Genomic DNA, 14,250 nt, shown 5'->3' with positions numbered 1-14,250 from the left:
AGTAGTTCTCACTACTTTTAATTGTTGGAATCAAATGATTCCATACACAATTTTTGGTTTGTCTTCTTTGTTCAGTTTTCAAAGGTCTATCTCGTCGCCCTTGTGACAACTATTTAATGTTATCACGCGTTTGACTGGAAGTCAACAACTTTTTAAAAGTTATTTAAAATGTTGTTTTCTCGGTTGTTGTTACGCTGTAACGCAACTATTAGATATTACCATGTTCAGCTGATTGAAGTCAACATTTTTTTTAATGTTCTTCTCTGTTTCAACAGAAACAATAATAACGTCTGAAAAATATATTATCACCTTTCTAGGTTCTTGTAAACCTCTTTTTCGTATTTCTTCAAAAAATAAAAGACCCTAGATAATATACCTAGGATCTCCTAAATTCTTTATAGTGAAATATAGCGTTTAAGCTTCTTCCCAACTATCTTGGATGAATGTTTTACGTCCAGATAACTCACTATAACGTTTATAGTGGGCTGGATTCTTTTTGTAGAATTGTTGGTGGTAATCTTCTGCTGGCCAGAAAGTTGATGCTTTCGTGATTTGTGTTAGAACTGGTTTGCTAAAACGACCACTCGCATCTAAGGCTGCTTTAGATTTCTCTGCAGCTTCTGCCTGTTCTTCACTGTTCACAAAGATTTCAGGTCGATAAGAATCACCACGATCAACAAATTGACCCATTGCGTCAGTTGGGTCTGTTTGTTGCCAATAAATATCAAGCAATTCTGGATAGCTTATTTTTTCATTATCAAATTCAATCTCAACTGCTTCTGTATGACCGGTTGTTCCCGAGCAAACTTCTTCATATGTAGGATTTTCTTTATGTCCACCAGTGTAACCTGATGTCACTTTTTCAATACCGTCCATTTCTTCGAATGGTTGTACCATACACCAGAAACATCCGCCGGCAAATACTGCTGTTTCTTTAGACATCCTAATTGCCCCTTTCGTTATATTAAAAAGAAATTAATCCATCTCTATTGTATTACATTATTTTAATTTTGAAACGCCAGATGCATTTTCTTTTGTGATTTCTGTAATACCACCCATGTAAGGGACTAATGCTTCAGGGATTGTTACTGACCCATCAGCGTTTTGGTAGTTTTCTAGAATAGCTGTTACTGTACGTCCAACTGCTAAACCAGACCCATTTAATGTATGTACATATTCTGGTTTACCATTTGCATTACGGAAACGAATTAAAGCACGGCGCGCTTGGAAAGCTTCAGTATTTGAACATGAAGAAATTTCACGATATGTTTCTTGCGCTGGTACCCATACTTCTAAGTCATAAGTTTTGGCTGCAGAGAAGCCCATGTCTCCAGTTGATAATGTGATGACACGATAAGGTAAGTTTAATTTTTGTAGGATATTTTCAGCATTTGTAACCATTTTTTCTAATTCTTCATAAGAATCTTCTGGGCGTGCGAATTTTACCATCTCAACTTTTTGGAATTGGTGTAAACGAATCAAACCACGAGTATCACGACCAGCAGACCCGGCTTCTGAACGGAAACTTGGAGACATTGCTGTGAAGTAGATTGGTAAATTTTCACCTGGGATGATTTCATTAGCAAAATAGTTTGTTAAAGGTACTTCGGCTGTTGGAATCAATGTTAGGTGACGATCTTCGTTAGTTGTTGAGAAGACATCTTCTGTAAATTTAGGGAATTGACCAGTACCATACATAGCTTTGTCATTCACTAAGTAAGGAGGAATGATTTCTTCGTAACCCTCTTCTTGGTGTTGGTCTAACATAAAGTTATAAACTGCACGCTCTAAACGGGCACCTAAACCACGGTAGTAAAGGAAGCGGGCACCTGAAACTTTAGCACCACGTTCAAAGTCTAAAATACCTAATTCTTCACCAATTTCGTAGTGAGCTTTTGGTTGAAAATCAAACTCAGGGGCTTGGCTCCAACGACGCACTTCAACGTTGTCATCTTCATCTGTACCAACTGGTACTGAATCATGTGGTAAGTTTGGTAAACGATCCATGATGTAAGTTACTTGCTCATCCAATTTAGCCAGTTTTTCGTCTAAAACAAGGATTTCTTCCCCTACTTCTTTCATGCGGGCAATTTTATCATCCGCATTTTCTTTGTTACGGCGTAATAAACCAATTTCATCAGAAACAGCATTACGTTCAGCCTTTAAGGTCTCTGTTTGAGAAATCACTTCACGACGTTGGCCGTCTAAATCAATTAATTTCTCTAATTCGTCTTTCGCAACCCCACGGCTAGCGTATTTCTCAGCAGTCGCATCAAAGTTGTCTCTTAGTAATTTAATATCAATCATTTCTTTTCCTCCTATAGTAAGTAAAAATAAAAAAACTATTTCGGTCTCCCAAAAAATGGAAGGGACGAAATAGCTTGAAGTTCATATATTATTGCGCGGTGCCACCCTACTTTAAGACACAAAAATACTATGTCTTACGCTCATTAGATAACGGCTAACCCGGTTCTACTTAATTAGGATAATATCCTCATATTCGTAGTCAGTGATTGTGTGGATTCATATCGCTTAATTACCTGCTTTCACCTGCCGCAAGTTCTCTAGAAATCAGCCTATATTACTAGTCACAATCGATACTTTCTTTTATTGCCTCCATTATATATTTGAGTGAAATAAAAGTCAATTGCCTCAAATTAGGTGTTAATAAAGTCATTTAGACATGGGCAGAGCTGGGAAAAAAGTCATTTATAGATAGTTGACACTTTCACTTGTGGCTGTCACTTCACCTACGCAAAATTAAGCAACACTCAAATCTAGGCTGCTTCGTACAAAGCACTTCTATAAAGTCACAAATAAGCTTCTACAGAAACGTAAAAAAGTCATGACAAGATATCATGACTTTAGCGAAAAAATATAATTCTTTTACAAACAGTGTAGTTCAGGCCTGTACAAAAAACGAAGTGTGTCCGTCTCTAGATAAATTTATAAATAATTTGAGAAATACGAGTATTTCATTTCTTGAAAATCTATATTGTTATTAACTAAAAACGCCTTGGATATCTTCCTTCCAGCCTTTAAATAAATCTTCCATGATCCGGGCCACTTGTACAACAATGCTGACCTTATCGACATCTTCTGCTGGTACAATGGCATTTGACATGTCCAATTGGTTAAAGAGACTCTCATCAAAGTTTACCATCGTATTGAAAGTATTAATTGATTGGTCCACTGACAATGGCGCTGTAAGCGCCAAATTCCCTACAGCGTCATATTGGAAGGCTGCATCATAAGTTGTAGTCGAATTATTTTCTAAATCATAATTGTAAGGTAAGAATAGGGCATTCGTTTTGGCATAATTCAGATCTACGCCACTAACGACACCTTGGTAAATAGCTACGTTATCAGCAGGCAACCAAGGGGTACCTTCTTCATAAAGGGTAGTATAAGCAAGATTTTCTTGTAGGGCAGTCAGTAATGTGCCTGTATTTACATACCGTTCATCTTCTGTTTCAGCACCTAAGGTCACAAGCATGATGTCGCGACCATCGATTTGACTCATGATGATGATACAACGACCGGCAATAGATTCAGTCCCTGTTTTAAGACCAGATACGTCGTCACGTTCGTAGGCATTGCCTGGTAGAAACAGGTTGGTGCTCTCTAAAGTATAAGTCTCCGTATCCGATACTTGGAATTCTTTTGAAGTGACATTAGACCGTTCTAAAACATCCGGATATTCATTGACGATTTCACGGGCCACGAACAAGATGTCGCGAGCCTGCATCATATTTTCTTGGTCAATTGAGTACGGTGACGCAGAACCATCAGTTGTGGTTAACCATGAACCAGCTAGACCTGAAGCGGTATATAGTTCGAAGTCTTTGATGCCGAGTTCGGTTAATTTGTCACTCATCATTTCAACAAAAGCTTGCTCTGAGCCAGCAATATATTCAGCCAAGGCAACTACAGCTGCATTCCCTGACCCAATCACAGCAGCATCAATTAAAGCATCCACTGTATAATAATCATTTGATTCTTCTAATGGCACATTAGATAAACCAGCCGCTACGGAAAGCGCTGAAACTGCCTCCGAGACAGGTACTTTAGTGTCAAACGACAAATTTCCTGCTGCAATTTCATCATATATAACAAACAAGGCAATTAACTTGGTCAATGAAGCAATCCCGTGTAACTCGGCCCCATTTTGGTCATATAAAATTTGGCCAGATTCACTATCAATGGCCATCGCGGCATCGATATCCAACCCGTAATTTGTCGCAATTTCTTCTGAAAATTCTGCTACCGTACCACTGGTCGCCTCACTCGCTTGACTAGTGTCTACAGTTGTATTTTCAGTTGCTAACACAGCCATCGGCACTTGGGCCAAATTGAGGCCTAACAAGGCAACCAATGCTGTAGTCAAAACTTTTGTCAACTTATTCTTCACTTACATTCGCTCCATTTCTACATGATCATCTAAATCTTCAAAGCGATTAGGAATGGTGAAAATGAACCGCGTCCCTTTATGGTCCGACTCCGCGTGAATTTCACCACGGTGCAGTTCAATAATCGATTGCGTAATCGCTAACCCCAAACCACTACCCGTCTGTGGCTCAGTTCGAGATTTATCCCCCCGATAAAATCTCTGGAATAGGTCCTTCAGTTGCCCCTTAGGAATCTTAGCACCGTCATTTTCAACGACAAACTTGGTCTTTTCTTGGTCTTGATAGATTGAAATCCTGATATACTTACCCTTTCCACCATATTTAAAGGCATTGGTAAATAAATTAGAAAAGATACGCACAAATTTTTCTGGGTCAATATCGACCAGGATATTGTCATCCGGTTCGGCCACAATTTGAAATTCACGGCCGACTTTATGGGCTTCTAATTCAAATTCTACCGTAATTTGTTCTACCATACGGACCACATTGATCCGGTTAATGGCCAACTTAGTATCCACTTGTTTAACCTTCGTATATTCAAACAAATCTTCAGTCATACGTTGCATTTGAATGGCCTTATCGTAAGCGATGTTGATATACTTCATAGCCTTTTCTGGGTCTTTCAACTCTTCCTGCTTTAATAAGGTCAAGTAACCAATCACGGAAGTAAGCGGGGTCCGAATGTCATGACTCATATTGGTTATCAAGTCATCCTTAGACTGTTCAATCCGCCGCTCTTCTTCCCGCGCTTTTACAGTGGAGTCAACCAGACGATTAATCGAATCTACAACCGGCTGCATCCCATTCAACTCGGAAGTAGAAATCTTATGATGGTAGTTTCCTTGTGAAATATAGTGCAGCTCTTCAAGCACATAGCCCAATTGAACCGCCCGTAGCCGACGATAAATCCGCCAGCCAACAAAGGAAACACTCATCACCAAGTAAACCATGGTTAGAGACAGAAAGAAATTTTGTTGAAATTGTGGGTGGACAAAAAAAGAGCCAGGATATGTCCGTAATAAGACTGAATAATTGGTTTCATAGACCGTGATCAACACGAACATTAACCCAAAATACAGTATGACCAATATCGCTAGCCACACAATCGCTTCAAAAAAAAGCTCTGTATGCATTCTACTTTTCTTTTTTTGCAAGAGCGCACCTTCTAACTATTACTAGACTATTAACTAACTAACCGATTACCCAACTACTATAAAAATGTAAAAAAGACTAGGGGCATTGACTACAATATCGCATTCCCCAGTCTTACTGAACATCCGCCGTGATACCAGGCTTTTTTCTATACTTAGCGACTAGGCTGTAATTTTATAACCTACACCCCAAACAGTTGAGATCACCTTGTCCCCACCTGTAGCTTCACCAATCTTATCACGCAAATGGCTCACGTGAACCATAACAGTCTTCGCTGATACCACAGATTCTTGCTGCCATACACGTTCAAAAATCTCGTCAGCTGAGAATACGTTATTTGGATTACTAGCTAGTAAGTATAATATACCAAATTCTAGCGCAGTTAGTTGAATTTGTTGACCATCCGTTGTCGTTACCTCATGAGAATTTTTATTAATCACAAGTGGACCAACCTCAATCGTTGCTGAATCATCGCCAGCAGAAGAAGCACGACGCAATAAAGATTTGATACGAGCCATGACTTCAAGCGGGTTAAAGGGTTTCGTCACATAATCATCCGCACCAGTCGTTAAACCAGAAATCTTGTCCATATCAGACGATTTAGCAGATAATAGTAAGATTGGCATATCCACATCACGTTTCCGCAACTCCTTGATCACCGTAATTCCGTCCTTACCAGGCATCATAATATCCAATACCATCATAGCAATATCAGGATTCTCAGCAATTTTCTTCAAGGCATCATCCCCATCAAAAGCCTGGATTACCTCGTAGTCTTCATTTGTAGCATATATAGTTAATAATTCAACGATTTCCTTATCGTCATCAGTAATTAAAATTTTCATTAGGTCATCCTCCGAACGCTATAGTTTCTCTACCTTATTTTAACAAACCCCAACCACATAAGTCCTATATTTCTATTTAAAAGTAGTTAAGAATGCCTTAAGACTTGATATCACAAGCTTTTCCGACCCGTTTTAAAGATTTTTTCCATTGAAAAAGGACAAGTGCAGTCTTGCTGACCAACTTGCCCTTGGAAAATTTTCATCTTTAATCGATTAGCCTCTTGAATAGTTTGGCGCTTCTTTAGTGATTTGTACATCATGCGGATGCGATTCAATTAAACCAGCACCTGTCATGCGAATAAATTGTGCATGTTGACGTAGGTCTTCAACTGTTGCAGCACCGCAATAGCCCATACCTGATTCAATACCACCAAGTAATTGGAAGATAATACCTGAAACTGAACCCTTATAAGCAACGCGTCCTTCGATGCCTTCAGGCACTAATTTGTTGGCTTCGTTGACTTCACCTTGGAAGTAACGGTCCGCAGAACCTTTTTTCATAGCCCCTAATGAACCCATACCACGGTAAGTTTTAAATTGACGTCCTTGGAAGATTTCTAATTCCCCAGGTGCTTCGTCAGTACCCGCTAACATTGATCCTAACATCACTGCATGGCCACCAGCCGCTAAAGCTTTGACAATATCACCTGAGAATTTGATCCCACCATCCGCAATAATAGTCTTGCCGTATTCGTTGGCTACACTAGCTGCGTCATACACCGCTGTAATTTGTGGTACACCAACACCAGCAACCACACGTGTTGTACAAATTGAACCAGGCCCAATCCCTACTTTAACCACGTCTACACCTGCTTCATATAAAGCACGCGTACCTTCAGCTGTCGCTACATTTCCAGCGATTAAAGTAGCTTCTGGGAACTCTTGGCGGATTTGTGCAATTTTACGTAAAACCCCTGCAGAGTGACCATGTGCAGTATCGATTACAATCGCATCTGCACCTGCTTCAAGTAAAGCCGCAACACGTTCAAATGTATCTGAGGTAACCCCAACTGCCGCACCCGCAATCAAACGACCTTTTGCGTCTTTAGCAGAATTTGGATAGTCTGTTACCCGTTCAATATCTTTAATGGTGACTAAGCCAGTTAAACGGCCTTGGTCATCAACTAGTAATAATTTCTCTATACGGTTTTCGTATAAGATATGGCTTGCTTCTTCTAAAGAAGTCCCTTGTGGTGCAACCACTAAGTCATCCTTAGTCATGACATTTTCAATGGCTTGGTCATGATTTTCCAAGAAACGGATGTCACGGTTTGTTAAGATTCCCAATAATTTGTGGTCTTCTTCATTATTGATGATGGGTACACCAGAAATCCGGTAACGACCCATCAATGCCACTGCTTCTTTCACAGAAGATTCAGGGAATAAGTAGAATGGATCTGAAATGACACCTGATTCTGAACGCTTCACCTTACGTACTTCATCCGCTTGTTGGGCAATTGTCATGTTTTTGTGAATAATACCAAGTCCACCTTGGCGTGCCATAGCGATGGCCATGCTCGCATCCGTTACAGTATCCATTGAAGCTGAAAGGATTGGAATATTTAATTTCAAGTTGGGTGCCAACTGTACGCCTAAGTCTACCTCGTTAGGCAACACCTCTGAATGTGCTGGCAATAGTAAGACATCATCAAATGTTAAGCCCTCTTTAGCGAACTTGTTTTCCCATGCAGTAGTCATTGTCATTCATTCCCCTTTTCTGTATAAAATTGATTTTTACTATCCTACCACCATACACCAACAAGGTCAACCTTATATTTCGTAAATAAATGGATTTTTTTTATATATTAAAGATATAGTTCGCTTTTTATTTAGTTGAAAAAGGAATATGTGGTTTTGAAAACTTGTATTAAATTTTAACGTTCGGAAATCGGCTAGAGGCATTATCTCTTCTCTTACCTAGATATATTTACCTTATACCTATAGCAAAAACCATTGTTAACAAGACCCCCATAAACCTATGACACAATGACATACTTTTTCAACATACAAATCCAATATTTATACAACACAAAAAGCCGTGACATTAAGTCACGACCTTTGACTGATTATTCGTATAAGTTTGCCAGGGAAAAATCAAAACACTTAGATTCTTTCCATTATGGCTTGTTTGAAGGCTTCTGGGTCTACTGTTTCAACGAAGGCATGGTCTTCGATGAAAATTGTTGGCACCGCACCGACACCAACTGCTTGTGCTTCTTCAAATACGCGGGCTGCCAGTTCACTATTGTCTTGTTGCACACGTCCTTGTTGGGCTAAATAGGCTTCAACTTTATCAAGATCTAGACGCGCCCAGTCATTTTGCGCCCGAAGGTATTGGTTTGCCACAGTATAGGCTGCTTCTTGGTTGTCGTAGTCGATGTAATCATGGACCAGATTACCTTTCTGTAGACGCGGACTGGTTTTATCATAGTGCTTCAAAATCCGTTGCACCTGCCCTGTTTGAATTAATGGATCTAGGAAGAAGGCGAATTGCTCCTGGTAATTTAAGGCATCCGGACAAGCGAGGTTGTAGTATTCAACGACTTTAACCTTGGCTGTATCCTTTCCAAGTTTAATCGCATCTTGATAGGTGATTTTATCTGTTTGAAAGGTCATTTAAATGCCTCCTTATATATTTTCATTAACGAGCAATTTGTTCGTCTAAGTAAGCAATTAATTCAGCTGCTGCATTTGGCCCCACAAAAGCTTTTTCATTATTTACGACAATTGTTGGGGTTGCTGTACCGCCAAGCGCTTCAAATTCAGCTTTAACGACATCGTTTTGCAGGCGGTTGCCTTGGTATTGGTAAGATAGCGTTTCAATAGCATAGTCTACGATGCCACCAAAGTCTGTCGTTTTCCATTCACCATGACGGGCGAAGATTTCTTTGAATTGTTTGTAGGCTTTTTCTTGGTCCTTATAGTCTACAAAGCGGTTAATTACTTCCCCTTTAGCTAAGCCAGCCTTATCGATATCAACGTGTTTGATAATCCGTTGAATCTTCCCTTCATCCGCTAAGACTTCTAATTTTTCAGACACGGCGTCTTCAAAGTTTTTAGACCCTTGGCAACGGAAGTTGATATATTCTGTCACCTTAATTGGCGCATCATCTTGGCCGTATTTAATAGCCCGTTTATCCGTAACCTTGTCTAAATCTAATTTGTCGGCCCCGAAATCATAGGCTTCTGTTGCAGTAGCTGTTTGGTAAGCAGCGTTAAACCATTCGCGAATAGTCTCGTTGTCTTCGTGCTCGTCAAAGGCTTGGCCAAATACATAGGCAGTTGGCACTGTTTTGGCCCCTACTTCAACCGCTTCAGCTTTAATGGCTTCTTGGGTATCGTCGTTGTCTTGTTTAGTGTAACCTAATTGGTTTTCAGCATATGCTGCTACGCCTGCTTCGTCTAATTCCGTCCATTCCTGACGGGTTGCAAACATCTCTGTTAACTGCTTGAAGGCATTTTCCGGGTCATCGTAAGTCAGGTAACTATGCATCACATTCCCTTTTCGCAAGTGACCAGTTGGGCGGTCTAGAGGCTTCACAATATATTGTACTTTGCCCGCTTCAACGAATTCTTGAATAATCGCCGTATTTTGTTGTTCGAATTTCCGTGAAAAAGGACATTCTACGTTTAAGTAGGCATATAGTTTTACCGGTGCGTCTGCTTTCCCGTAGCGAAATCCTAGGTCATCTGAAACTGTTGAGAAATCAATATTTGTTGCATCCATTTTATTACACGTCCTTTGTACTTTTAATACCTTTATCTTAACGAAGTTTCCTCGTTATGCCAAAAATATCAACTCGAAGCTATCAAAAAAGCCTGCCAGAATAACTGACAGACCCTTGTCTTTAGAATAAGGTATTTTGTACTTTGAATTCACGTTTAAACCACCATCTGCCGGCTAACCCTAGGACTGCCAGGGCTAGGTAAGCGAATAATGGTAATTCTGGGTTAATACCCGCTGGCAAGAATTCAGTTAGGGAAATGAGTAAGATCCAAGCTAATAGAACAGCTACTGAAATCAAGATATACCGCATAGTGCCGCGTTCTTTCTTCGGTTTAGACATATCTGGTTGATTTGTTGTCAGAACAGCCATTGCTAGCCCCCCAACAATAAAGTTCAAGATTAAGGTGAATAAACCAGCTGGGCCGGATGAGGCATTTTCTGAACCGATTAATAAGGTCAATCCAGAGATACCCGCAAATACACCACCAATTAATAAGCCACCTTCAACCCAGTAATGCCAGAATGGGCTGTCGCCTGCTTGAACTGTCCCATTACCGTCGTTAGGGTTTTGGTGTAGTTCTTGGGCGTAAGTTGTTGGTGTGCCGTATAATTGTTTAGCAGTAACCCCTTTATCTTGCTCTTCAATAAGGGTATGCAACATTTGATTTTCTTTTAAGTCGATATCGCCATCGTAACCTAAAGCATTGATTTCATTCAAAAATTTGATCATAAATTCTTGGTTACGTTTGGTTAAACCCGCGTATAGGCCTTCGCGTTCGTCTTTGATGCGTTGGCGGGCTGCTTTTTCAGCCGCTTCATGTTCAGCTTGAATTTCAGCTCTCGATTTTTTCTCATTTCCTATTGCCATTGTTGGTCAAATCTCCTTTTTCCTGAATGATCTTAAACGTTAAATCTAAATAGTAAGATATCGCCGTCTTTCACAACGTAGTCCTTACCTTCAGAACGGTAGCGACCTGCTTCTTTGGCTGCTTTTTCACTACCATAAGTCAGTAAATCTTCATAAGATAAGGTTTCTGCACGGATAAAGCCTTTTTCAAAGTCTGAGTGAATGACGCCCGCTGCTTGTGGGGCTTTCATGCCCTTTTTGAAGGTCCAAGCGCGTACTTCTTGTTCACCGGCAGTAAAGTAAGTTTCAAGACCTAATAAAGTGTAAGCGCGTTGGATTAAACGGTCTAATCCAGATACTTCCATCCCCAAGTCTTCCATGAACATTTCACGGTCTTCATCGTCCAATGACGCCAATTCTTCTTCGATTTGCGCTGAAACAATTACCACTTCAGCATCCTCTTCACTTGCAATACCGCGTACGATTTCAACATAGTCGTTACCAGTTGCTGCATCATCCTCGTTTACGTTCGCTACGTATAAGATTGGTTTTGTTGTCAAAAGGAACATGCGGTCAATAAATGGCTGTTCTTCTTCAGTAAAAGTCACTGTTCGAGCTGATTTACCAGCTTCAAGCACTTCTTTTACCTTAGCTAAAGCGTTGGCTTCAACGATTGCATCATGGTCTTTTGATTTAGCCATTTTTACTGCTTTTTCGTAGCGTTTATTGACTGTTTCTAGGTCAGATAAGATTAACTCTAGGTTAATTGTTTCAATATCGTCAGCGGGATCTACTTTTCCAGAAACATGGGTGATATTCCCATCTTCAAAGCAACGAACCACGTGGATAATCGCATCTACTTCGCGAATGTTGGCTAAGAATTTGTTTCCTAAACCTTCACCCTTACTTGCCCCTTTAACAATTCCCGCAATATCCGTGAATTCAAAAGTTGTTGGTACAGTTTTCTTTGGTACGTAGAATTCAGTAAGTGTTTGTAGACGGCTATCTGGTACCTCTACAACCCCCACATTCGGGTCAATTGTTGCAAAGGGATAGTTTGCAGCTTCTACTTGAGATTTTGTGATTGCATTAAATAAGGTAGATTTTCCAACGTTTGGTAAACCTACGATTCCGGCAGTTAAGGCCATTTCTTCACGCTTCTTTCTTTATTAAGGGTATTTTTTCTTTATTTCTATCATTTAAGTCATTTTGATGATTGAAAATTTGTACACATCAGACCAATATAGGCAAAACGGGCATTAACCACTAGTTATTGTCTGCTGGTTGAATGATTTTCTTCATTTTCTTTTCAAATTCACGGCGTGGCATCATGACTGATTGGCCACAACCTTGGCATTTAATGCGGATATCCGCACCTAAACGAATGATTTTCCAGGCATTTTCACCACACGGGTGCTGTTTTTTCATTTGCACGATATCGTGCATGCCATATTCTTTGTCTCCCAAGACATACACCTCTAATCTTCAAATTTAATATTCAAAATATCTAGAATACGAGTTAAATCTTCTTCAGAAAGGTATTCGATTTCGATTTTGCCACGTTTTCCGCGATTATTGATTTGGACATTCGTCCCAAATTTATCCATTAACCGGTCTTCGCTTTCACGGATATAAGGTGGCACGACTTCTTTCTTGCCGCCGTCTTTTTTAATATCCTTGTCCGCTGGCTGGTTTAAGGCTTGCACCATTTTCTCCAATTGGCGAACGGTAATGCCTTCTGCAACAACCTTCTTAGCTAAACTTGATTGGTCTTTTTTTGATTTTAACCCTAAAATAGTCCGGGCTTGACCTGCTGATAAGGCACCTGATTGCACTAGGGCTTTAATATCGTCACTCAAACCTAGTAAACGTAAATGGTTGGTGATATAAGTTCTGGATTTCCCAAGGCGTTTAGCAGCTTCATCTTGTGTAATGGCTAAAACATCAATCAATTGTTGGTAAGCCATAGCTTCTTCTAGGGCAGTTAGGTTTTCACGTTGTAAGTTCTCGATGATAGACGCTTCGATCATCTGTTCATCAGAAAATTCACGTACAATGGCTGGAACTGTCGTTAAACCGGCGATTTTAGACGCACGAAAACGACGTTCACCAGCAATAATTTCATACCCTTTCACCGCAGATTTACGTAGGGTAATCGGCTGAAATATGCCTTGCTCTTGAATTGATTTGGCCAAGTCGTTCAAGGCATCTTCATCAAATTGGTGTCGGGGTTGGTAAGGGTTTGGACGAATATCTTCAACACTGATCTCCTGCACCATTTTGTCAGTCGCAGGGGCTTCAACAGTCGCTTCACTTGTAGTTTGCTTACTTGTTTCAGCTGTATCTTTTACGTCAACTTGCTCTTGGTCTGTCTCATCCTGGGTAAAAAGTGCTTCGCCGCCAAAAAAGGCATCAATCCCGCGGCCAAGTCCCTTATTATGCTTATTTGTTTGTTTCGCCATTATTTTCTAGCACTTCCTTTGCCAATTCCAGATACACTTCAGCACCACGAGAACGAATATCATAATCAATGATGGATTGTCCATATGATGGTGCTTCAGACAAGCGCACATTTCGCGGAATCAAGGTCGTATACACTGCTTGACCAAAGTACTTCCGGACTTCTTCTACAACTTCGTTCGATAAGTTTGTTCTTGCATCATACATTGTCATTAAAACACCTTCAATTTTTAAGCTTTCATTGAAGTGTTTTTGAACTAATTGGATTGTGTTCAATAATTGACTTAATCCTTCTAGGGCGTAGTATTCACTTTGTACTGGAATCAGTACGGAATCAGCACTGGTGAAGGCATTGATTGTCAAGTGACCTAGTGAAGGCGGACAGTCAATGAAGATATAGTCATAGTCATTTCTAATTGGTTGGATGGCTTCTTTCATCTTTTGTTCACGGTGGGAGATGCTGGTTAACTCAACCTCAGCCCCTGCCAATGAAATTGTTGCCGGTACAACAGAAAGGTTCTCGCGGGATGAAGACACTACCGCGTCTTTTACGGCAACTTCGTTGATCAATACGTCATAAATGCTATTGTCAACAGAACCCTTAGCAATCCCTAAACCACTGGTCGCATTCCCTTGCGCATCACTATCGATCAATAAAATTCTCTTTCCTTGATAGGCAAGTGCGGATGCTAAGTTGACAGTAGTTGTTGTCTTCCCAACACCACCTTTTTGATTGGCGACTGCGATTACTTTACCCATTTTCTAACCCCCTACGTTGTATACATCATTTTCGATAAAAAAGGAACGGAA

Annotated in this window: 13 protein-coding genes and 1 other annotated feature; all 13 genes read right to left on the bottom strand. The window is 40.3% G+C overall.

Annotated features, from left to right (window positions below; genetic code table 11):
• Positions 1-414: 414 nt before the first annotated feature.
• Positions 415-942 carry a peptide-methionine (S)-S-oxide reductase MsrA gene (msrA, locus tag ACFW0C_RS04050; protein WP_290491187.1) on the bottom strand — a complete coding sequence of 176 codons (528 nt, stop codon included), beginning with the start codon at positions 940-942 and terminating at the stop codon, positions 415-417.
• A 57-nt stretch (positions 943-999) separates the two neighbouring features.
• Positions 1,000-2,307 (bottom strand): serine--tRNA ligase, encoded by a 1,308-nt coding sequence (gene serS, locus ACFW0C_RS04045; protein ID WP_378105576.1) that lies wholly within the window; start codon positions 2,305-2,307, stop codon positions 1,000-1,002.
• Between the two features lie 57 nt (positions 2,308-2,364).
• Positions 2,365-2,607, bottom strand: a binding site (T-box leader).
• A gap of 394 nt (positions 2,608-3,001) precedes the next feature.
• Positions 3,002-4,411: a D-alanyl-D-alanine carboxypeptidase family protein gene (locus ACFW0C_RS04040; protein WP_378105574.1), complete on the bottom strand. Its 1,410-nt coding sequence runs from the start codon at positions 4,409-4,411 to the stop codon at positions 3,002-3,004.
• Positions 4,412-5,473: a sensor histidine kinase gene (locus ACFW0C_RS04035; RefSeq protein WP_378105572.1), complete on the bottom strand. Its 1,062-nt coding sequence runs from the start codon at positions 5,471-5,473 to the stop codon at positions 4,412-4,414.
• A gap of 249 nt (positions 5,474-5,722) precedes the next feature.
• Positions 5,723-6,406, bottom strand: coding sequence for a response regulator transcription factor (locus tag ACFW0C_RS04030; RefSeq protein WP_378105571.1), 684 nt, complete (start codon positions 6,404-6,406; stop codon positions 5,723-5,725).
• A 213-nt stretch (positions 6,407-6,619) separates the two neighbouring features.
• On the bottom strand, positions 6,620-8,104 hold the full coding sequence (gene guaB / locus ACFW0C_RS04025) for an IMP dehydrogenase (RefSeq protein ID WP_378105568.1): 1,485 nt from the start codon (positions 8,102-8,104) through the stop codon (positions 6,620-6,622).
• 405 nt (positions 8,105-8,509) lie between these two features.
• Entirely contained in the window at positions 8,510-9,022 is a 513-nt protein-coding gene (locus tag ACFW0C_RS04020) for a thioredoxin domain-containing protein (RefSeq protein ID WP_378105565.1), read from the bottom strand.
• 25 nt (positions 9,023-9,047) lie between these two features.
• Entirely contained in the window at positions 9,048-10,133 is a 1,086-nt protein-coding gene (locus ACFW0C_RS04015) for a thioredoxin domain-containing protein (RefSeq protein ID WP_378105564.1), read from the bottom strand.
• A 121-nt stretch (positions 10,134-10,254) separates the two neighbouring features.
• Positions 10,255-11,001: a DUF1129 domain-containing protein gene (locus ACFW0C_RS04010; RefSeq protein ID WP_378105563.1), complete on the bottom strand. Its 747-nt coding sequence runs from the start codon at positions 10,999-11,001 to the stop codon at positions 10,255-10,257.
• A 32-nt stretch (positions 11,002-11,033) separates the two neighbouring features.
• Positions 11,034-12,128 (bottom strand): redox-regulated ATPase YchF, encoded by a 1,095-nt coding sequence (gene ychF / locus ACFW0C_RS04005; RefSeq protein ID WP_003142957.1) that lies wholly within the window; start codon positions 12,126-12,128, stop codon positions 11,034-11,036.
• 118 nt (positions 12,129-12,246) lie between these two features.
• Complete coding sequence (locus ACFW0C_RS04000; protein WP_026465520.1) at positions 12,247-12,447, bottom strand: DUF951 domain-containing protein; 201 nt, start codon at positions 12,445-12,447, stop codon at positions 12,247-12,249.
• An 11-nt stretch (positions 12,448-12,458) separates the two neighbouring features.
• Positions 12,459-13,442: a ParB/RepB/Spo0J family partition protein gene (locus tag ACFW0C_RS03995; RefSeq protein ID WP_378105562.1), complete on the bottom strand. Its 984-nt coding sequence runs from the start codon at positions 13,440-13,442 to the stop codon at positions 12,459-12,461.
• Positions 13,423-14,199, bottom strand: coding sequence for a ParA family protein (locus tag ACFW0C_RS03990; RefSeq protein ID WP_378105560.1), 777 nt, complete (start codon positions 14,197-14,199; stop codon positions 13,423-13,425). Before ACFW0C_RS03990 ends, ACFW0C_RS03995 begins: the two co-directional genes overlap by 20 nt.
• Between the last annotated feature and the right edge of the window lie 51 nt (positions 14,200-14,250).

The sequence above is a fragment of the Aerococcus sp. NPDC058936 genome, from assembly GCF_042741995.1.
In the GTDB taxonomy this organism is placed as follows: domain Bacteria; phylum Bacillota; class Bacilli; order Lactobacillales; family Aerococcaceae; genus Aerococcus.
The sequence above is the reverse complement of the archived record's forward strand: the minus strand, read 5'-3'. Positions and strand labels throughout refer to the sequence as shown.

Excerpts from the sequence above, each read along its gene's own strand:
- guaB (WP_378105568.1), bottom strand. The coding sequence starts at position 8,104 with ATGACTACTGCATGGGAAAACAAGTTCGCTAAAGAGGGCTTAACATTT.
- ACFW0C_RS04030 (WP_378105571.1), bottom strand. The coding sequence starts at position 6,406 with ATGAAAATTTTAATTACTGATGACGATAAGGAAATCGTTGAATTATTA.
- ACFW0C_RS03990 (WP_378105560.1), bottom strand. The coding sequence starts at position 14,199 with ATGGGTAAAGTAATCGCAGTCGCCAATCAAAAAGGTGGTGTTGGGAAG.
- ychF (WP_003142957.1), bottom strand. The coding sequence starts at position 12,128 with ATGGCCTTAACTGCCGGAATCGTAGGTTTACCAAACGTTGGAAAATCT.
- ACFW0C_RS04010 (WP_378105563.1), bottom strand. The coding sequence starts at position 11,001 with ATGGCAATAGGAAATGAGAAAAAATCGAGAGCTGAAATTCAAGCTGAA.
- ACFW0C_RS04035 (WP_378105572.1), bottom strand. The coding sequence starts at position 5,473 with ATGTTCGTGTTGATCACGGTCTATGAAACCAATTATTCAGTCTTATTA.
- serS (WP_378105576.1), bottom strand. The coding sequence starts at position 2,307 with ATGATTGATATTAAATTACTAAGAGACAACTTTGATGCGACTGCTGAG.
- ACFW0C_RS03995 (WP_378105562.1), bottom strand. The coding sequence starts at position 13,442 with ATGGCGAAACAAACAAATAAGCATAATAAGGGACTTGGCCGCGGGATT.
- ACFW0C_RS04020 (WP_378105565.1), bottom strand. The coding sequence starts at position 9,022 with ATGACCTTTCAAACAGATAAAATCACCTATCAAGATGCGATTAAACTT.
- ACFW0C_RS04015 (WP_378105564.1), bottom strand. The coding sequence starts at position 10,133 with ATGGATGCAACAAATATTGATTTCTCAACAGTTTCAGATGACCTAGGA.
- msrA (WP_290491187.1), bottom strand. The coding sequence starts at position 942 with ATGTCTAAAGAAACAGCAGTATTTGCCGGCGGATGTTTCTGGTGTATG.